This is a genomic window from Fervidobacterium islandicum (assembly GCF_000767275.3).
Taxonomy (GTDB): domain Bacteria; phylum Thermotogota; class Thermotogae; order Thermotogales; family Fervidobacteriaceae; genus Fervidobacterium; species Fervidobacterium islandicum.
Genome location: NZ_CP014334.2, coordinates 786,327 through 806,226 on the forward strand (window position 1 = coordinate 786,327; position 19,900 = coordinate 806,226).

Below are 19,900 nucleotides of genomic sequence, written 5' to 3' on the forward strand. Positions count from 1 at the left end.
AAATTAGCTTGATTAAGGACTTACTTGTGTTACTTGAAAAGAAGGAAGCTATAGATCCTGTTGTTCTCAACATGAGTAAGACAAGACTCTTAACGGACTATTTCGTAATCTGCACAGCAAACAGTAATATACACATGAAAAGCTTGAGGGACGAAGTGGTGGACTTTTTCAATGAAAAAGGTAAAGAAATTATATATTACGACCGGGGAGAGGGCTACGATTGGCTGCTTATAGATGCTGGAGATATCGTGGTACATATATTTACTAAGGGCGCAAGAGAATTTTATGATTTAGAACATCTTTGGATCGATGCAGAAAGGGTTGTTTTCTGATGCTTCTCAAAGGTTCAAAGGCCCTTATCGGTTTTGAGTTGAAGAAATGTGACATTAGAATTGAAGATGGTTTAATTAAAGAAGTATCGGAGAATCTAACTCCATTAGAGAACGAAGAAGTTCTAGACTTTGAGGGGAAGATAGTCACACCTGGTTTTGTAAACACACACACTCATGTTGCTATGTCCCTTTTACGAGGATACGCAGAAGACCTTCCGTTTAATGAGTGGCTGTTTGGAAAGATACTACCTGCTGAAGAAAAATTAACCTTAGATGCGGTTTACTTTGGTTCTTTAGTCTCCATGATGGAAATGGCATCGCACGGAGTAGTTGCCTTCTGTGACATGTACTTTCACGAAGATATGGTAGCAAAGGCCGTTGCTGATTTTGGAATGAAAGCTCTCTTGACGAGGGGACTTGTTGATGTTGACGGAGACGATAATGGTAGGCTTGAAGAGAATTTGAAATTGTTCGAAACTTGGAACGGATATGAAAACAGAATTTACATAGGCCTCGGCCCACATGCACCCTACAGTTGTTCTAGAAGTTATCTGGCAAAGATAGTGGAGATTGCAAAGGCTGAAGACATGCCAGTAACTATGCATTTTTTTGAGAATAACTGGGAGTACGGTAAATACACTCCGAAAGAAATTATGGAAATCGGATTTGATAAAATACACTTTATTCCCGTGCATTGCACCCAATTGAGGCCTCAAGATATACCATTGCTCGATGGAACTTACCCATCAATAAATACCGTGAGCAATATGAAGCTTGGAAATGGAATACCACCGGTTACAGAAATGCTAAAGAGGAACATTAAGATCTCAATAGGCACAGACGGTCCTGCAAGCAACAACTCACAAAATTTGTTGTTTGACTTACGTGTTTCTGTACTTGCTCAGAAAAGCTCTTCACCTGAGAATTTCAAAGTCGAAGATGCATTTTTAGCTGTTACAAAAAACGGATACGAAGCTCTTAGAATGAAAGGCGGGGCAATCGAAGTTGGCAGCCCTGCAGATTTTGCGATTTTCGAGGAATCGAACGTGCAATTGCAACCGCTCGATAACTTTTTGAAAAATCTTGTACATGCTTATACAGATAGGGTTTACGCAACGATGGTGAATGGTAGGTTTGTCTACATCGATGGGAAATACCCAAATATAGACGCACGGGAGGTGCTTAAGAAATTTTCGACTTTCTCAATGATGGTTACCGGTATAGAAAACTGAGTGTTGAGCTAAAAAAGAAATATGGCGAAAAAGTTCAAAGATTGCCACTTAATGCAGGATTTACGTGTCCAAATAGGGAAAACGGTAAACCAGGTTGTTTCTTTTGTGATGAAACAGGCAGTGGTTTCAGCACTTTTGCAGGATTGAGTATCAGAGAACAGTTAGAAAAAATGAAAGAAAAATACAGAAAAAAGGGGATTAAGAAATTTATCGCATACTTTCAAAATTATACAAACACGTACGCTCCTGTAGATATTCTGAGGACAACATACGTGGAATCTATCGACGAAGACATTGTCCAACTTGATATTGCTACCAGGCCGGATTGTATAAATGAAAAGATATTAGAAATGGTTGATGAAATTAGAAAAGAATACAAGATCGAAATTTCGTTTGATATTGGACTACAAACTGCAAATTACCATACTTTGGTGAAAATAAACAGAGGACATACGTTAGCTGAGTATATTTACGCTGTGAATCTTCTAAAAAAGTATGATTTTGAGGTCGTATCGCATGTAATTTTGAACCTACCTGGAGATAATATGTTGGATGTTGTAGAAGGTGCTAAGATACTTTCAGCGCTCAAGGTTGATGGTGTAAAGCTTCATTCACTGTATGTTGTCGAAGGTTCTGTATTCGGAGAGATGTTTAAGGCCGGACGGTTGGAGGTAGGCACACTTGAGAGCTATGTAGAAAGAGCTGTGACCTTCCTTGAGAATCTCTCTCCGCGGATAGTTGTTCATAGGTTAGTTGCAGATCCTCCGTTAACTGGTACTCTATTCGGAAATTGGGGAAAAACGAAGACAGAGATTGTTAATCTGATAGAACGTAGACTGGTCGAAAAAGATACGTATCAGGGCAAAAAGGCTAAAATCATTTGAAAAAATAAACAACAAAATAAAAAAGGGCCGTCCATAGAGGACGACCCGTTTTTGTTTTTAGTTATTGATTATTGTTCTTTCCAAACTGAGTAGAAGTCCATACCAGGTCTCATTGGGTTGTCGTACCAACCTTTGACCCATTTCCTTTGGACGCGGACACCTACAGGTTGATAGACTGGTATGCTAATGCAGTTATCGATGGCAAACTTCTGGATCTGAATGTAGAGTTTAGCTCTAACAGCTGGATCTGTTTCAGCTGCTGCTTGTTCGATAAGTTCATCAAGGCTCTTTCCACCGAGTTCTTTTCTTGGTGTGCTAACAAATTCCTGGAATTTCTTTCCTTGTCTTCCGGAGTAATCACCCTTGCTGTGGTAGTATGTGAATATGAAGTTATCTGGGTCTGGGAAGTCAGCAAGCCATCCAAGTATGAATATTGGCAGTTCACCGCGTTTTGTTGCGTCAAGGAACGTTGGCCATTGGAGTGGTTGAACGTCGATCTTAACTTTTCCAGGTGCTGCCATTTCCATGTACATCTTAATCATTTCCGCAACCCTTTGTCTTGCCATGTTACCTTGGTTGTATGCAACGCTGAATTTGATACCCTTCTGCCACGCTTGTCCGTTCCATGCCTTCTTCAGGTTGTTCTGAACTTCTTGCAGGTTGAACTTGTAGAGTGGGAGAGTTGGATCAAACCCAAGTAGCCCTTCTGGTAAAGCTGTTGGTATTCTCTTACCAAATCCTTTAAGAACATCCCTTATGAGAGCATCGTAGTTGATTGCTGCTGCAACAGCTTTTCTTGCATAAACATCGCTGAAGAAGTCAGGTGGTATACCGTTACCATCGAGTTTACCACTGCCGATGTACTTGCTGCTCGGGCTAACTGACCAACCGAATGCAACAACTGTGACAGAGAGTGTTGGAATGTTTTCGATAATTTCAATGTCCTTGTTTCCTCTGAGTTGGTCAAGGTATTCAAGAACAACGGCTATCGAGTCTGCATCGCCTTTTTCAAGCATTGCCTTTCTTGTGGACCATTCATCAATACCCCAAATTATGACTTTCTTAATTTTTGCTGGTGTTCTCCAGTAGCTTTCATTTGCAACAAGTGTTACTTTCTGTTGTTTTCTATCCCATTCTACGAACTTGTAAGGTCCTGTACCCATGGCGTACGCGTAAAGCGGTGATTTCTCTTTTTCCATGTCCTTCCATTTCCACCACGTATCTGCTTTACCATCCCACAGTCCGAGTTTGATACACGTTTCTTTGTCAAGTATTGCTGCCCAGTGAGCACTCTGCGCTATTATGTTGAGAAATGCACCGTATGGTCTTTTGAGTTTAATCACTACGTTATCCCCTTGAACCTCTATCGCTGGATCAACAACTTGCTTGTAGAAATCAATAACCTTTTGCTTGTATTCTGCTTTTGGTTCGCCACTTTTGTCGAATATTTCGTCTACTGACTTACCAACGAACTCTTCAAGTGCTTCATCTCTTGAGTGGACTCCAAATATTGCGTACCACAGCATCCACATTGGACCGCCTTCTGGGTCGTAAAGCAGACCACGTTCGAATGAGTATTCGACATCTTCTGGTGTAAGTGGGTTACCGTTGTGGAATTTGACACCTTTTCTTATCGGGAATACGTATGTCTTGCCACCGTCTTTGATAAGACCGTTCTTAACGGTTGGGACTTCTGTTGCAAGCCTTGGTTCAAACTCGCTGACGCTTCTACCTTTGTAAGCGATAAGGTTTTCGTACACGTTGAAGAGAACTTCACCACTCGCTGTGTCGTACGCCAGGTGCGGATCAAGTGTGTCCGGCTCACCTATAGTCGCTTCCACATAGACAGTTGGATCAAACGCAGCAAGTGCTAAGACCGCAAAAATAAGACCAGCTAAAACTACCAACCACTTTTTCACAAAAATCCCCCCTTCAAAAGGATGTGATGAGAGAATATTAACCCTGAACAGTGGGTTCATGTATATTATACCACACATTTCAGGGAAGTTGCAATTGTTACTTTGTAGTTTTGGGTGATTTAAGCTTAAGACAGTTGAATTTTCACCATTTTCTCGTCAAAACATATTATCTCTTTCAATCCAGAGAACCTCAACAATGGTTCTCCGGATTGATTTTTGTGAAACATTCCTTTTCTCAGAGTGGTTGACTTATAAAATTATATAAGGTATAATATATTAGGTAGTACAAACTTTTACAAAGGAGTGAAATTTATGTTAGAAAAAGGGCAGTTTGCACCAGATTTTGAATTGTTTGATACAAGCTTGCAGAAGGTAAAGCTTTCTGAAATTGAAGGTAAAGTAGTATTAGTATTCTATCCAGGGGCGTTTACCAGCGTATGTGAGAAAGAACTTTGCACATTTCGAGACATGTTGGCGAAATTCAATAACTTAGACGCTACCGTTCTTGGAATTAGTGTTGATAGTCCTTTTGCTAACAAAGCCTTTGCAGAGAAGAACAGACTTAACTTCAGGTTGTTGTCTGATTTCGGAGGCGTTGTTGCAAAGCAATATGGTGGTGTGCATGAGAACTTCGCTGGTATACCAAATTACGTAGTAGCTAAGAGAGCGGTATTTGTTGTTGAAAATGGAAAGGTTGTCTATTCATGGCTTACTGAGGATCCAAGAATCGAACCACCTTATGAAGAAATAGAAGAGGTGCTCTAAAGAGATCCAAGGTTTCTTCTTACAGCAATTAAAAAACTCAAAGGGAGGTGGCAAAGATGAGTGAGAAGGTATACAAAGCTTTGAATGAACAAGTGGGTAAGGAGGTTTTCTCAGCTTATTTGTACTTATCAATGGCAACGTATTTTGATTCAATTGATTTGCCTGGTTTTGCAAAATGGATGAAAGTTCAAGCAAAAGAAGAATTGGGGCATGCGATGAAAATCTATGATTTTCTTTACGAGAGAGGTTCCAGAGTTGAGTTACCGGCTTTAGAAAAGCCCAAAGCTACTTGGAAAAGCCCGCTTGAAGCTTTTGAGGCAGCATACGAACATGAGAAATTCATAACAAAGAGCATTAATACGATATTAGAACTTGCAAGGAAGGAGAACGACTACGCAACGGAACAATTCCTTTCTTGGTTTGTAAAAGAACAGGTTGAAGAAGAAGCGCAGACTGATATAATCGTGAGAAAGCTCAAGAAACTTCAGGATAGTCCAACAGGTTTGTATATGCTTGATAGGGAGCTCGGAAGTAGGGAGTAAGATAAAAGTTCCTGCAAACAATAGAAAAAAAGCCAGGCATCAAGCCTGGCTTTCTGTTTTGGTTTTTCCAAGTCTTTATCTTCGTTGCTTGAAGAATTTTGCTATGTATCCTTGTTTGAACAAATTAGGTCTATGCTCTAACCTTGTCATAAGTTCTTTTGCAGGTAGCAGGTAGGTTTTTCCACCAATCGTTATACTTTCATTAACCTCAAAAGTTCTTGTGAAACCTGTAATTTTGACGTCGTCGCCCTCTTTTAAGCTCTTCCAGAACGGCACAACAGAGGCTGGCAACTTGTACTCTTTGCTGTTTTCATCAACAATCAATATTTCTACAGAGGTTCTGCTCACCAAAATCTTTTTGATCTTAGCCTTAACCTCTGTTAGCTGAACATTTTCTGGAACGATGTTTCTAAAAACCAACTTGTACCCTTTTGCTTCAAGGCTAACAGGAACAAAGGCTGTGATTTTTCACCCTTTTAATACTACTTTCTCTTCAGGTTTTAATAGTGTTCCGAGGTTTCCAGTAAATGGAATTTTAACTTCCGTTGCTTCGTCTGATACTACGGTGTAACCAAATCCGGCAGGTCTGTAAACAACTTCTTTTATAGTTCCTGTAATCTCAAAAGGTGTCTTTTCAAGAATGAAGTTTTCTAGCATTCCCAAGGCCTTGGGTTGTGTGGCAGCGAAAATCATAAGCGCACCAGCGAGTATAACAAGCAAAGATAAGACCCTTCTCATAGACACACCTCCCTTTTACAAAGAGTGTGGTAACTGATTTTGAACCCCGTTCCGCCGTATATTGTATTTGTCAAACCTTAAAAAATCCTTAGAATTTTTTGAATAGGTAAGATGATAAGGCAGGATATACTTAGGCATGTTCGAATTTTCAGGACCCTTTAAACTTCTGCGAGTATAAGTGCGCTAACCTCACAGGTTCAGGGAGTTTGAAACCGTTTAGGAGTGATTTTACTATATGTAGGGAACTATCCAAGTCTGTTTTGTATCCAGGGGATATTATTATCGGTTTTGTGTTCTTCTTTGACAAATAGCAATAACCTAAGACTTCTTCGTCTTGGCCCTTTAGCAATGTAGCTTGACCTACGGTAGATGGTTTTTGACACTTTCCATACAGCACGCTTTTTGCTATACCTATGGTAGGCAAATCCAACAGAATACCCACGTGGCTCGCTATTCCGAGTTTTCGTGGATGCGCAATCCCTTGACCATCAAATAACGCGACATCTGGTCTATTTTTCAGCTTTTCAAAGCATTTAATTATGACCGGTGCTTCCCGAAATGCAAGAAAGCCTGGAATATATGGGAAGGTGACCTTCATGCGTTCGGAAACTACTTCAACAATTTCAAGTTCTTTGTTTATCAGCACAACAATCCCCAACGCTTGGTCATCAATATAGCTAACATCAACACCCGCAATTAAAGATATCTGAGAAAAATCAAGTGGACAGAGGGCGAGTCTCTTTGCCAACTCTTTTTGTATCTGTTCCGCTTCTTCTAATGTTTTCGGTTCCATATAGTCCGAAAGAGTTTTAACATCCACCATGCTAACATCAAAATCCACCTTACATAATTCTCAGAAGTATCAACGAATAGACATTCGATATGACTAAGCTAATGAAAACAGTTATTGCTCCATACTTTACAAAATTACCAAATGTTATCTCCTTTCCTTTGTACTTTTTCAAAAGTGTTAGTCCAACAACATTTGCAGAGGCACCTACTGGGGTCAGATTGCCGCCCAAACAAGCTCCTAAAGATAAAGCGTACCATAATGGAGTTATGTTTGAGAACTGTGGATTTATAGCCGGCAACCCTTTTATAACCGGAATCATTGTCGCGGCAAACGGTATGTTATCGACAAAGCCAGAAATGATGCCAGATGCCCACACAATGACGGAAGATAGTGTTACCATTGATCCGGATGATACTTTAACAAGAAAGTTTGCCATATCATTCATCAAGCCCACTTTCTCCATTGCACCAGTTATTATAAAAAGACCAAGGAAAAAGAATATTACTTCCCATTCCACTTTTTCTAAGAAAGGTGTTATTTCATGTGATTCAAATATCAATAAACCGAAAAATCCAGCGATAAGACCAATGATTGAACTTTCAAGTTTCAGTTGCTTTTGAAACAGGAACAATGAAATAATGAAAAACATAAATATAGCAGCCATTATAAATCGTCTCCTACTTTTTACAACCTTTGATTCATCAAACCTGCTCAAAAATTCCTTTGAAAATTTCTTCGCGAATTCTTTTCTAAAAGCGAGTATTAGTGCTACGTCCGTTAAGAAGAGTATAATTAAGTTTATCGGAACCATGTACTTTGCAAATTCGGCGAAAGGGATCCTTGCGGCGGATGTAATCAATATGTTTGGTGGGTCCCCTATCGGAGTCATAGTGCCACCAATATTGGAAGCAAAGACCTCGCCAAGAACAAACGGGACGGCATCTATACTCAGAATATCACTTATTGCAAACGTGACGGGAATGAATATCAGAACAGTTGTAACGTTATCAATAAAAGCGGAAACAAAACCAACAACGAAAGTCATTGCAAAAAATAGCTTTGGTACGCTCGTCCCAGCAATCTTGACGGTTTTGATGGCTATGTATTCAAATATTCCAGAGGTCTCCATTACGCGTACAAAAATCATCATGCCAATAAGAAAAAGAAGGGTATTAATATCTATGGATTCTTTCAACCCTTCGTAAGGATCAGGAAAGATCCTGATAGCCAGTAATGTTAAACCACCGACCATTGCTGCAATGGTCTTGTTGATCTTTCCTGTGACAACAAAATAAAGAACGAAAGCAAACATCATAGCCACAACAATCTTCACTTTGTTCACCTTCCCAAAACTTCAAATCAAAAACCGGTTATAGAATATACTATCAAAAACACACTTGAAATTATACCGCTAAGTAAAACCGGCTTCAACATACTTTTGGTAAAATCAATAAAAGATAATGTTTCATCCTTTAATTTCTTTAGAAGATTGTTACCAACGATGTTACACATCGATGCTACAGGTGTTAAATTCCCACCAATCCCAACACCCAAAGCAAGTGCCCAGTACAAAGTGGTTGGTGCACCTAGGAGAATAAGTTTCTTTATTATCGCAAGGTATATCATCGTCACCGGTAACGCACTTAAAAAGCCTGTCAAGAAGAGTGAGCTCCAGAAAATAATCAACGCTAATATGAAAGGAACGTTAATCCTTGAAAGTACACCTACAGCAGTGGCAAATAAATTTACGTGTTCCAAAGAAAAGTTTAAAAAGTATAATCCTGTGATTAGACTTAAAGTGTCCCAGTCAACTTCTCCCACAACTGATTGAAAATTCTTCTTTTCAACAAAGAGTAACACCATTGCTCCAAGCATTGTGATAATCCCTAGTTCTAATCGTATTTTTTCATGTAACATCATCAGTACAATTATTCCAGTAAAAACAAGCAGATAATATAACCAGTTATCACTTGTAGATTTATCTCTAATAGTTTGTACATTAAACTCCGTCTCGGGCTCTTGAACCCTTAAAGCCCTCTTTGCAAATAGTAGTTGTATAAACAATGTTAAAATACCAACGGGCATGAGGTGAATTATAAACGAAACGAAACTTTGACGAGAGGCGCTGTAAATGATGATATTCGGAGGGTCACCTATAGCCGTGGTCACACCGCCAAGGTTTGAGAAAAAAAGTGCATTGATCAAAATAGGTTTTGAGTCAACTTGCAAAGCATCGGCGGTGTAAAAGAGTATCGGAATAAATATCAATATTGTTGTGACGTTATCTAAAAAACTTGAGAGCAAAAATATAGCGATATTGATGAGTATAACTGCAAATAAAACCTTCCCCCTGCTTAAGATTAGTATTATCCTCGAAATCTCGACAAAGACACCTTTTTCTTTTAAAATAGCAACGACTGTCATCATGCCTATGAGTATAAAGAGTGTGTTAAAATCAACTATTTTAGATATGTGTGCGAGATCAAAACCTCCAACTAGTAACACAGAAACGAGCCCCAGCATTAACGTTGAAACTGAGGAAACGTTGGGCTCGAAAATTATGTAAGCATAAGCTATAGCATACAGAACAAGAATTAATGATATCAATTATTCTCACCCTGCCTGAGTTTAATAAGTTTTTCGACTAACACTTTTGTTTCTTCGTCGGTAATCTTTTCCAGAGTATCGAATTCTGAAAAGTCTTTCTGTATTTCTTCGTATAGATCAGCTGTTAACTGAATTTCTTCATTCCAACTATCTCTAAGTGTTTTCAACTTACTCACGAGCTCAGCTTCAATACTTTCCAATTCAAACTGAGTAGTTTGTTCCTCTTCAGGCTTTTGCTCAACCATTCTTCCCAGGTCTTCAATCAATTCTTTAGTCTCGCCAAGTATCTCCTCAACAATTTTTTCTCTTTCAGCCCAATCCTTTTCTGCTCCACCAGATGGTTTAAGTTCCAATTCTTCAAAACTTTTAGCTTCCTCCGGCTCTTGACTGGCATGCTGTGTAGAAATCTGTTCAAATATGTCTTTGAAGACGTCTATCTCACTTTTCAACAACTCTTCAAAATCAACAATTCTCGCATCTTCCGGTATGAGCTGAAATTCTTCAGAAACCTCAGGCTTAGGTTGCTCCACAGTTTCGTAACTTTTAGAACCACCTGTGTCAACAACAGGAGAAATCTCGGATGGTTTTGCAGGAAGTTCAACAACCATCCTTCTAGCTTTGTAAATCCTAAGTTCTGCTATTAGCAGGACCGAAAATGTGGTAACAAAGATAATAAGCACTGGGACCCAGTTAATTTTTGATTTTTGTTGAACTTGAGAGACTACTTGAGTAGCTTCTTCAACTGTAGTAGGTCTGTAAGTAGCAATCCATTTTTTCCATTCGTCTTGAGCTTTACGTTGAGCTATAGAATCAAGCAAAGCTCTGACAAAATCGTTGTTATAACCGGCAAGATAACTTCTCGCCTTATCGTAATCACCCATCATATAAGCTGATATTCCCATTTTAAACTTTATCTGTGAATCGTATCCTTCAATTTTAGGATCTGTCGAGAGTGCTAGCTCGTAGTTTCTCAAAGCGGTGGAATAATCACCAGATTTGTAAGAAAGCTCAGCTGCGGAATAATATTCTATTGCCCTCTGTGAAACAGCCAACAGCAGGGTTGCAGTGGCCAAAAGTATTGCAAAAATTAACGTGAATAATGGCAAAATGTACCACTCATTAAGATGCGACTTTTCAAAAGTCATTAACGCACCTCTCAAAAAGTTCAATTTAAACTAAACACTTTTTTGAGCATCAATTAACGCAAGAAATTCAGCATTTGTTTTCGTGTCCTTAAGCTTATTTAAGATCAGTTTCAGACCTTCTTCTTCACTCATGGAATCGAGCATTCGTCGCAGCAACCAAATTTTCTTAAGGTTGTTCTGAGTAATTAACAGTTCCTCTCTTCTTGTTCCAGAGAGCGTGATATTTATCGCTGGGAATATTCTTTTGTTTGCAAGCTGTCTTGAGAGAACCAATTCCATGTTACCTGTACCTTTGAATTCTTCAAATATGACCTCATCCATCTTAGAACCTGTTTCTACGAGAGCCGTTGCGATTATGGTTAAGCTTCCACCTTCACGAGTATTTCGTGCAGCTCCAAAAAACTGCTTTGGTTTATGTAACGCAGCAGGGTCAACACCACCAGTCAACAATTTCCCACTCGGTGGCACCGTTATGTTATACACACGCGCAAGTCTCGTCAAACTATCTAAAAGCACAACAACGTGATTACCATACTCGACAAGACGCTTACACATCTCAAGTGTTAATTCGGCTATTTTAATCTGTTTTTCGGAGGGCATATCAAATGGAGCTGCAATAACTTTTGCATCAACGGATTCTTTGATGTCGGTAACTTCTTCAGGTCTTTCATCGATAAGCAACACTATTCTTATTGTGTCCGGATGATTTTCGGCTATGCCGTTGGCTATCTCTTTTAGTATAGTCGTCTTACCTGCCTTCGGAGGAGCAACTATCATACCACGCTGGCCTTTTCCAATAGGCGCAAATAGGTCTATAAGTCTTGTTGAGAATATATCGGGCTTAGTTTCAAGAACATATCGTTCTCTTGGATAATCAGGTGTCAAGTTTTCAAAATTAACCCTCTCATTTGCAAACTCAGGGGGTTTGTAGTTTATTGCTTCGATTTTAATCATCGCATTGAATCGTTCACCCTCTTTTGGAGGGCGAATGACTCCAGAAACAATGTCACCTGTGTTTAGATTAAATTTCCTGATTTGAGATTGCGAGACGTATATATCCTTTGGACCGGAGAGCATCGTTTCCAAACTTCTCAAGAAACCATAGCCGTCAGGAGCGATTTCAAGCACACCTTCACCAAAAAAATAACCTTCAGCCTTTGCTTTGGCCTCGAGGATTTCGAATATTAAGTCTTGTTTCCTCATGCTAGTATACCTTGGGATATCATATTTTCTTGCCAATTCGTATAGTTCTTTCATTGTCATTTCTTCAAGTTGTTTCATACTAATTCCTTCGCTCAATTAACGGCCACCTCCGGATTAAGAATTACCAGAAATATCTACTATAAAAAAATGTCCTTACTTCGTTCTGTAAAGTCTGTCACCTGCATCACCAAGCCCAGGAAGAATGTAACCGTGGTTATTCAATTCCCTGTCGAGTGAAGCTGTATAAATATCTACATCAGGGTGCGCTTCTTCCAGTGCTTTGACTCCTTCAGGCGAGGCTATTAATGATATGAAAGTGATTCTCTTACCACCAAGTTCTTTCACTTTTCCAATTGCATCAATAGCAGATACACCTGTTGCCAGCATTGGGTCAAGGATGAAGATTTCACTTTTGTCATGCAATTTAGGAGTTTTAAAATAATAATCAACAGCTCTAAGTGTTTCGGGATCTCTGTAAATTCCGATATGACCAACCGATGCATTCGGCAATAATTCGAGAATTCCATCTACCATTCCAAGCCCCGCTCTCAAAATAGGAATTACAACGATGTCTTTATCATTTATGTAATAACCTTTGGTCTTTTCTAAAGGGGTCTCTACTTCTATTTCGTAGACTTCGATGTGTCTGGTTGCTTCGTATGTTATCAGAAGTGTGATCTCCCTTAGTAGCTCCCTGAATTCCTTAGGTCCTGTTTCTTTCTTACGCATGATCGTTAACTTGTGTTTGATTAAAGGATGGTCTACCACGTGTAGCATCATTATCCCTCCACTGCCTGAAGAATCCCGAGTTCTTTAAGTTGTTGTTCAATATCATGCTGCATCAATTTTGGTATAATAAGGTCAAGGTTCCCATCAAGAACAGCCTGAAGATTGTATATCGTTAAGTTAATTCTGTGATCCGTAACCCTGTTTTGCGGGAAGTTGTAAGTTCGTATCTTTTCGCTCCTCTCGCCAGTACCTATTTGGTTCTTGCGCTGGGAAGATATTTTTTCCTCTTGCTCACGACGTGCAAGTTCGTATAACTTCGAGCGCAAAACCATCATTGCTTTTTCTTTGTTCTGATGCTGTGACCTTTCTGACTGGCAGGTAACCACAATTCCAGTAGGCAAATGAGTAATTCTAACTGCAGATTCTGTTTTGTTTACATATTGCCCACCAGCACCTGATGCACGGTATGTGTCGATTCTGAGGTCCTTGGGGTCTATGTATATGTCTACATCTTTGATTTCAGGTAAAACAGCCACAGTTGCCGTTGAGGTGTGTATTCTACCGCCAGATTCCGTGACCGGAATTCTTTGAACTCGGTGTACACCTCTTTCGTACTTCATGTAGGTACCACTGTTTTTACCTTTTATTCTAACAACTACTTCTTTATAACCACCTAAATCAGACTTACTTTCGTCGAGTATTTCTGTTTCCCATCCTTTTGATTCAGCGTATCTTAAGTACATTCTCAACAAATCACCTGCAAAGAGAGCAGCTTCTTCTCCTCCTGTCCCAGCACGTATTTCCAAGAACACATTTCTATCTCTAAATTCATCTTCGGGAAGCAACTGAGCAAGTATATCGTTGGCTACCTTTTCTAATTGACGGTCTATTTTTTCTATCTCGGATTCGCTACCAGGTTCCTCTTTCCAGAGCTCCTTTTCATCTAGCAGATTAAAATACTCGGTTATCTTTTCGTCTATTTCTTTGAAATTCGTGTACTCGGCCGATATCTTAATCATCTCTTTCAGTTCCAAGTTTTCCGTCATCTTTCTCTCAAGTTCTTCCAGCATTTGCTTGACCCATGTCCTGATACTTTCCATTAAACTCCTGTCCATCCTATTTTCTTAGACACCTCCTCAGGATTGCGTGCAAAACCTATAAGTGTCTCTTTCGTTATTGCATTGTCAAAATATGCCTTTAGAAGAGCATCATCAAAAAGCACATTTCCAAGTTTCTGAGCAGTTTGCATGATGCTCTCTATCTGATGAATCTTTCCTTCTCTTATGAGGTTCTTTACCGCAGCATTTGCTACCAATATCTCTGCAACCGGCATCATTCCCACCGTCTTCTTTGGAACGAGCCTTTGGTAAACAACGCCTACTAATGTATTCGCAAGCTGCAATGAAACCTGCTTCTGCTGATGAGCCGGAAAGACGTCAACAATTCTTTCAGGTGCCGTTGCTGCAGAGTTTGTGTGAAGAGTCGCAAGGACCAAATGCCCAGTCTCAGCGGCTGTCAGTGCCAACGAAATTGTTTCTAAATCCCTCATTTCACCAACAAGAATTATATCCGGATCTTGCCTGAGTGCGTATTTAAGACCATCTGCAAATGATTCCGTGTCTCGCCCTACTTCACGCTGATGTATCAGTGAATTCTTATTTTCGAAAACGTACTCTATAGGATCTTCTATCGTAATTATGTGGTATGCATACTTGGAATTAATATAGTCAACCATAGCTGCAAGCGTTGTGGATTTACCGCTTCCGGTAGGACCTGTTATGATGATTAGTCCTGTGTCTCTATCGCAGAAATCTCTAATGGTCGTGGGAAGTCCAAGTTCTTCGAAGGTCCTTATACGCTTTGTGATAATTCTCAAAGCCAGAGCAGGATTACCGCGCTCATAGTAGAGGTTGGCCCTAATTCTTACATCTTCAAAACCGAAAGAGAAATCCACTTCCTTATTATGGCTCATTATATCATGTTCTTCTAAAAGACGCGTTACAATATCTCTCACTTCGCTTGGAGCAAGAGGTTTGTAACCTTGCATCTTTGTTAAGTATCCATCAACACGCATAATTGGAGGGTTATCTGCAGATATATGGACATCTGTGGCTCGAGAATTCTTCGCTTTACTTATAATTTCGTATATATCTACCATTCTCCACTCACGCCCTTTCGTTTAAGTTAATCTGTGAGCAGAATCTTCAATTTTTCCAGGACAGGATCATGGTTATCATCTGCAAGTTCTATTACAACATCTCTGTTTTTGCCGGACTTCTTTTGATAGAGCAGAGCTATTTGATCCTTCTTTTCTTTTAATACCTCATAGCTGAACTGTTTGGATTTATCGAATACGATTCTTACAACGTCATCTAGTTCATAGACCGTAGCAAGAGACAGCCCAACAAAGATTGATAAGTCACCGTTCAATTTCAAATCCTCCAAGATCTCGCCTGTCACAAATTTAACCTGAGGTTGGGATTTCAAACCTTCAGTAGGATTAACCTCCTCAATTTGATTCTTTGCTAAATCTTTTTCTCCGCCATTTTCGAGCTTTTCAGTCGGTGATACGACACTTTCTTTGCCTTCCTCTTCTACCATCATCTTTGTTTCATTTGCAGTTCCTTTATTAATACCATTGCTTGTCGTTTGAACCAGCTGCTGAATTCCTTCTTCTGACTCAACAGAGGATTTCGGAGTTTCTAAGCTTTTGGTTTGAGTTACAGTTTTTGATGAATCCGTTGCCGTTGGTTGTGAGAATGGAACTTCAGCAGATTTGTTTTGCATTACTGCTAAATTAAGCATCAACACCTTTGCCAGTAAGAGTTTCTCCTCGGCAGTTTTTAACTCTTTTTGTATTTTATAGATCTCAGAAGCCAATTTGATACCATGACTGTTTTTCTGCTCCAACAACTTTTCTATAACCTGTGTCAGGAATGTGTCGAAATCCCCTCTTTCTACGTAAACTTCGTCTATAATATCTTCAACACTTTGCAAGTCCCCAGTACGTAGCGATTCAATAAACTCATCAATTGTTTCGTCACCTACCAATCCTAAAGCCTCGTTAACAGTTTCTGGAGTGACTTCTCCACCAGAATATCTTACAACCTGTTCAAGAATTGAGAGCGCATCTCTAAGTCCGCCTGCAGCTTTTCTTACGACCTTTTCCAGTGCCTCATCGGTTACATCGTAACCTTCTTTCTCGCAAATCTCTCTAAGACGGCTTTTAATCTCGTCATTTGAGATGTTTCGGAATTCCAAAACTTGGCAACGAGAGATGATAGTTGGAGGTATTTTTTCAGGGTTTGTCGTGGCTAAAATAAACACAACATGCTGTGGAGGTTCTTCTAATGTTTTAAGAAGTGCATTAAAAGCTTCCTTTGTAAGCATATGAACCTCGTCGATGATGTATACTTTGTATTTCCCCATAACGGGTGTGAAGTTCACACCTTCTCTGATTTTTCTAACCTCGTCGATGCCTCTATTTGAAGCGGCATCAAGCTCTATAACATCCAAATGCGATCCGTTGTCAATAGCTTTGCACGAAACACATTCGTTGCACGGTTCTTTGTATTGGTTGTTTTCACAGTTCAACGATTTTGCGAGAATCCGCGCAGTTGTGGTTTTTCCAGTACCACGAGGACCAGCAAATATGTATGCGTGACTAATCCTGCGTTTGTCAAGAGCATTTTTCAAAAGTCTTTTGATATGTTCCTGCCCGACTATTTCCGAGAACCTCGTTGGTCGATATTTTCTATACAACGCTTCCATATACTCCACCTCTGTCTGTAACCGCTCTCTTATCTAGAATTGGGCCTCTTTTTGGATAATCCTAAGAACACTTTCCAACGCTTCTTTTCCAGGTTCCAGCCATATGGCGCTTGGAAATCTTCTAAGATATATTATCTGCCTTCTCGCGTAATGTCGTGTGTTTCGCTTTATTAGATGCAGTGCCAACTCCAAACTGTACACTCCATCCAAGTAGTCTATAATCTCTTTATATCCTATGGTTTTGAAAGCATCGAGGTTCTTACCGTATCTTTCGATAAGTGTCTTTACTTCTTCAATAAGCCCGTGCTCAATCATCTTTTCGGCACGGCGATTTATTCTGTCGTAAAGCTCCTCTCTCTTTGGATTCAAGACGATAAGTACGAAGTCTTCATAATTTGCTTGTTGGGTTTGCAGCTCAGAAATTCTCTTACCTGTCTTTAGATATACCTCTAACGCTCTAATGGTGCGTTTAATGTCTTGCGGATGAATTCTTGATGCAGCTTCCGGATCAAATTCTTCGAGCATTTTTCTCAAAATTCCTGGTTCCTGTTCGTTGAGTTTGCTTAACTCTTTACGTATGTTTTCATCACGTGAGACGCCTTCAAAAAAACCTTTTACTAATGCATCTATGTAAAGTCCTGTGCCACCAACATATATTGGTATCTTTCCAGAATTTCTTATTTCTTCTTCTTTCTCTTTCGCCATCTTTTGGTACAGAAAAGCGTTGAAATATTCGTTTGGTTCAATAATATCGATCATATGGTGTTTTACTAGAGCAAGCTGATATGGATCCGGTTTGGCTGTTCCAATATCCATATATTTGTATATCTGTCTTGAATCCATGGAGATGACTTCTATAGGTAAATGTTCTGCAAGTTGGATGGCAAAATCGGTCTTTCCTGAAGCCGTTGGTCCGGATATTATTATCCTTTTCACTCTAATCCCCCATCGCATATTGAATGTTCGCTGAAAAATTTTACGGAAGGAATGACATCAAACTATTCGACTTTCAGTTCAATGCTTACGTTGTTGGCCTTCATATCGTTCTTTTCAGTATATATGACAGCATCAGAAGCGGTCATCTTTATACCCTTTTGATCATCGGTTATGACAACTGCTCCGTAAAGATAAAGCTCTCCTTTCTTTTTGTCGTATTCAAACCTATCTGCCACAGCCTTAACAGCACCTTTCGTTATATTTACTCCACCTTTCTTTGTTCCATTATACTTATCGTTCTCAAGATCAAAGTTAAGGGTATCACTGACCACGATTATTTTCTCATTACTTTTTGTATCAAGGATTGTGACGGTCGAATTTGTTAGGTTTCCTGTTCTGTTGTCCAGGTCATAAGTCATTTTCTCCGCTACTGCACTACCTCCATCAAATGTGAACTCAACTTTCGTTGGAATTTCGACAGTTCTCCATTTATCTCCGACTTTTTTTACGTACATCTCAGCTGTCTTAAGACTTACTCTGTCCTCTTCAATATTTACGAAGACTCGACCTTTGTAGTATATAATATCGCTTTTTGGTTCCACATAGTCAGCGGAGACTCGTACAGTTTTGGACTTTTTCTGTGTCGTTGTAGTGGCTGTAGTTTGTGAAGTCAAAACAATTACAACTGCGATAAGCAGTACAAAAATGCCGAGTACTTTCAAAAACCTTTTCATAAATATCCCTCCAGCATGTATTAATTTATCTAAGGCTTCAACAACCTTTTACTTGAGTTTCTGGGCAAGTTCCTTCCCTGCCAGGTAGAAGCGATTACTAATGGACCTAAATTCGTTGTTGGCTGAACATTTAAAAGGAATCACTGCTGCTGCTTTTGCCTTTGATGTTGCAAGCTTAATTAAAGCAGATGTTCTGGCAAAGGTAGCCATAAGAAGGAAGTCGGTAGCTTTACGAGGTTCAAAATTATTATACCAGTCAATGTATATTATACCATCCCCTTCGGGAATTCCAAACACCCAACTTGAAGAAATATACCCATCAACTGGAGCAAAATCAATAGGATATGTGATTGCACGCATCAAAATTCCTCTTGCATTGCCAAAAAGAATATCGTCTTGGCTCTTCTCAAGGTTATAAGCATGAATTTTAATTTTTTGACTCTCATTAATTTCTATATCAGGTATCCACTTTTCAACAAATTCTCTAAGCTTCTGATTCGAAAAATTGGTGTCTATCTTTCTCTGAATCTTGTACAAGAGAAGTAAGTTCTTCCCAATTTTGTCTAATGAAGGTTCAGAAGCACCTTTGAAGAACTTGAAAGCTTCGTTCCACATGTTTGAAAGGCTATTATAAGCACTGTTTTTTCGATAAAACCACAAGATCAACGGTACGCATGAGAAACCGCTGCAGTGTATTTCCAAGTCATCACTTTCTGTCAGCTTCTCTTCATCAAGGGCTGTTAACAATCCCAAAGAACCCAGGTAATGTAAAATATCACCGCCTAATGAAATTTTCAAACTCATCTTTCACTCTCCTTGCGACGTTTAGAGCATTTTCATAAACCTCTGCGTACTTATTAAAATCTTGCCAGTTGACATTGACAGGATAACTAAATACAAAGTCTGCAACGCTAAGTTCATGTTGTATAATATACGATTCTTTAATCGCATCAATAGTAAGCATAAGCTCCATATGCGTTGTATATGATGGGACACTCTCTTTAAAAATACTTGCGACGATTTTATCCACTCCATATTGCTTTAATTCGAACGTTGGGACCGGAGAAAGAACTCCACCATCAAGCATTCGAACACCTGCAATGTACGTAGGTTCGAACACGCCAGGAACTGTACAACTTGCAAGCACCGCGTCAACAACATAGCCTTCATCTATAATAAAACTTTTCCAACTTTCAATATCGAAAGCCACAACCAAGAGTTTGGTTTTCAACTCGGAAAACTTCCTTTTTCCAAAGAGAGCTTTAAAAAACTGGTAATACTCGTCAAGACTGTAGAGAGATTCCTTTATAACCATTTCAAAATTCATTATTGGTTCTGGTTTTGATTTTTGTTTTTTGAGGAATTTTCGAACAGCATCTGAAAAGGCTTTGTAAACCACGTCCGAATCGTTGTGCAATGCATACAATGCACCAACTATAGCACCTGCTGAAGAGCCTGATATAATATCGGGCTTAGTTTTACATTCCTCAAAAACCTTTAATGTCGCTATATGCGAGAAACCTTTTACTCCCCCAGCTTGTAAAGCAAGTCCTATCATAATTACTATCAA

At 39.4% G+C, this 19,900-nt stretch carries 21 protein-coding genes; 5 read left to right on the forward strand and 16 right to left on the reverse strand.

Annotated features, from left to right (window positions below; all coding sequences use genetic code 11):
- Nucleotides 1-2 precede the first annotated feature (2 nt).
- From rsfS to mnmL, 3 genes are read left to right on the forward strand one after another with little or no spacing between them, the layout of a single operon-like run.
- Nucleotides 3-332: a ribosome silencing factor gene (rsfS, locus tag NA23_RS03705; protein ID WP_033192397.1), complete on the forward strand. Its 330-nt coding sequence runs from the start codon at nucleotides 3-5 to the stop codon at nucleotides 330-332.
- Nucleotides 333-370: 38 nt separating this feature from the next.
- Nucleotides 371-1,564: an amidohydrolase gene (locus tag NA23_RS03710; protein ID WP_249477130.1), complete on the forward strand. Its 1,194-nt coding sequence runs from the start codon at nucleotides 371-373 to the stop codon at nucleotides 1,562-1,564.
- A gap of 41 nt (nucleotides 1,565-1,605) precedes the next feature.
- Nucleotides 1,606-2,448: a tRNA modification radical SAM protein MnmL/YtqA gene (mnmL, locus tag NA23_RS03715; RefSeq protein ID WP_052107047.1), complete on the forward strand. Its 843-nt coding sequence runs from the start codon at nucleotides 1,606-1,608 to the stop codon at nucleotides 2,446-2,448.
- 68 nt (nucleotides 2,449-2,516) lie between these two features.
- Here the strand turns inward: mnmL and NA23_RS03720 are convergent, their stop codons facing one another.
- Entirely contained in the window at nucleotides 2,517-4,367 is a 1,851-nt protein-coding gene (locus tag NA23_RS03720) for an ABC transporter substrate-binding protein (RefSeq protein WP_033191062.1), read from the reverse strand.
- A 312-nt stretch (nucleotides 4,368-4,679) separates the two neighbouring features.
- On the opposite strand from NA23_RS03720, the gene NA23_RS03725 reads away from it, so the two are divergent.
- Together NA23_RS03725 and NA23_RS03730 are read left to right on the forward strand one after the other, a co-directional pair.
- Entirely contained in the window at nucleotides 4,680-5,132 is a 453-nt protein-coding gene (locus NA23_RS03725; RefSeq protein WP_033191061.1) for a peroxiredoxin, read from the forward strand.
- A 56-nt stretch (nucleotides 5,133-5,188) separates the two neighbouring features.
- Nucleotides 5,189-5,674, forward strand: a complete 486-nt coding sequence (locus NA23_RS03730) for a ferritin (RefSeq protein ID WP_033191060.1) — start codon at nucleotides 5,189-5,191, stop codon at nucleotides 5,672-5,674.
- Between the two features lie 75 nt (nucleotides 5,675-5,749).
- On the opposite strand, the gene NA23_RS03735 is transcribed toward NA23_RS03730, so the two are convergent.
- The 15 genes from NA23_RS03735 to NA23_RS03805 form a co-directional block, all read right to left on the reverse strand.
- A complete protein-coding gene (locus NA23_RS03735; RefSeq protein ID WP_033191059.1) occupies nucleotides 5,750-6,094 on the reverse strand; it encodes a hypothetical protein in 345 nt (114 codons plus the stop codon).
- Nucleotides 6,095-6,142: 48 nt separating this feature from the next.
- Nucleotides 6,143-6,412, reverse strand: coding sequence for a hypothetical protein (locus NA23_RS03740; protein ID WP_033191058.1), 270 nt, complete (start codon nucleotides 6,410-6,412; stop codon nucleotides 6,143-6,145).
- A gap of 148 nt (nucleotides 6,413-6,560) precedes the next feature.
- Complete coding sequence (locus NA23_RS03745) at nucleotides 6,561-7,205, reverse strand: endonuclease V (RefSeq protein WP_249477132.1); 645 nt, start codon at nucleotides 7,203-7,205, stop codon at nucleotides 6,561-6,563.
- Between the two features lie 49 nt (nucleotides 7,206-7,254).
- Nucleotides 7,255-8,538, reverse strand: coding sequence for an ArsB/NhaD family transporter (locus NA23_RS03750; protein WP_052107045.1), 1,284 nt, complete (start codon nucleotides 8,536-8,538; stop codon nucleotides 7,255-7,257).
- A 26-nt stretch (nucleotides 8,539-8,564) separates the two neighbouring features.
- The gene (locus NA23_RS03755) at nucleotides 8,565-9,812 is read right to left on the reverse strand and encodes an ArsB/NhaD family transporter (protein WP_033191056.1); all 1,248 of its coding nucleotides are present in this window, start codon (nucleotides 9,810-9,812) and stop codon (nucleotides 8,565-8,567) included.
- Entirely contained in the window at nucleotides 9,809-10,957 is a 1,149-nt protein-coding gene (locus NA23_RS03760; protein WP_033191055.1) for a tetratricopeptide repeat protein, read from the reverse strand. The genes NA23_RS03755 and NA23_RS03760 overlap by 4 nt, the downstream gene beginning before the upstream one ends.
- Nucleotides 10,958-10,987: 30 nt before the next feature.
- Nucleotides 10,988-12,238: a transcription termination factor Rho gene (gene rho, locus NA23_RS03765; protein WP_176759494.1), complete on the reverse strand. Its 1,251-nt coding sequence runs from the start codon at nucleotides 12,236-12,238 to the stop codon at nucleotides 10,988-10,990.
- Nucleotides 12,239-12,313: 75 nt separating this feature from the next.
- Complete coding sequence (gene upp, locus NA23_RS03770) at nucleotides 12,314-12,943, reverse strand: uracil phosphoribosyltransferase (RefSeq protein WP_176759493.1); 630 nt, start codon at nucleotides 12,941-12,943, stop codon at nucleotides 12,314-12,316.
- The gene (gene prfA / locus NA23_RS03775; RefSeq protein WP_033191052.1) at nucleotides 12,940-13,989 is read right to left on the reverse strand and encodes a peptide chain release factor 1; all 1,050 of its coding nucleotides are present in this window, start codon (nucleotides 13,987-13,989) and stop codon (nucleotides 12,940-12,942) included. Before prfA ends, upp begins: the two co-directional genes overlap by 4 nt.
- A complete protein-coding gene (locus NA23_RS03780; RefSeq protein WP_033191051.1) occupies nucleotides 13,989-15,047 on the reverse strand; it encodes a type IV pilus twitching motility protein PilT in 1,059 nt (352 codons plus the stop codon). The genes prfA and NA23_RS03780 overlap by 1 nt, the downstream gene beginning before the upstream one ends.
- A 26-nt stretch (nucleotides 15,048-15,073) precedes the next feature.
- Entirely contained in the window at nucleotides 15,074-16,660 is a 1,587-nt protein-coding gene (dnaX, locus tag NA23_RS03785) for a DNA polymerase III subunit gamma/tau (RefSeq protein WP_033191050.1), read from the reverse strand.
- Nucleotides 16,661-16,693: 33 nt separating this feature from the next.
- On the reverse strand, nucleotides 16,694-17,596 hold the full coding sequence (gene miaA / locus NA23_RS03790) for a tRNA (adenosine(37)-N6)-dimethylallyltransferase MiaA (protein ID WP_033191049.1): 903 nt from the start codon (nucleotides 17,594-17,596) through the stop codon (nucleotides 16,694-16,696).
- A 62-nt stretch (nucleotides 17,597-17,658) separates the two neighbouring features.
- A complete protein-coding gene (locus NA23_RS03795; RefSeq protein ID WP_033191048.1) occupies nucleotides 17,659-18,330 on the reverse strand; it encodes an organic solvent tolerance protein OstA in 672 nt (223 codons plus the stop codon).
- 48 nt (nucleotides 18,331-18,378) lie between these two features.
- The gene (locus NA23_RS03800) at nucleotides 18,379-19,134 is read right to left on the reverse strand and encodes a hypothetical protein (RefSeq protein WP_033191047.1); all 756 of its coding nucleotides are present in this window, start codon (nucleotides 19,132-19,134) and stop codon (nucleotides 18,379-18,381) included.
- On the reverse strand, nucleotides 19,106-19,900 hold the full coding sequence (locus NA23_RS03805; protein ID WP_236938534.1) for a patatin-like phospholipase family protein: 795 nt from the start codon (nucleotides 19,898-19,900) through the stop codon (nucleotides 19,106-19,108). Before NA23_RS03805 ends, NA23_RS03800 begins: the two co-directional genes overlap by 29 nt.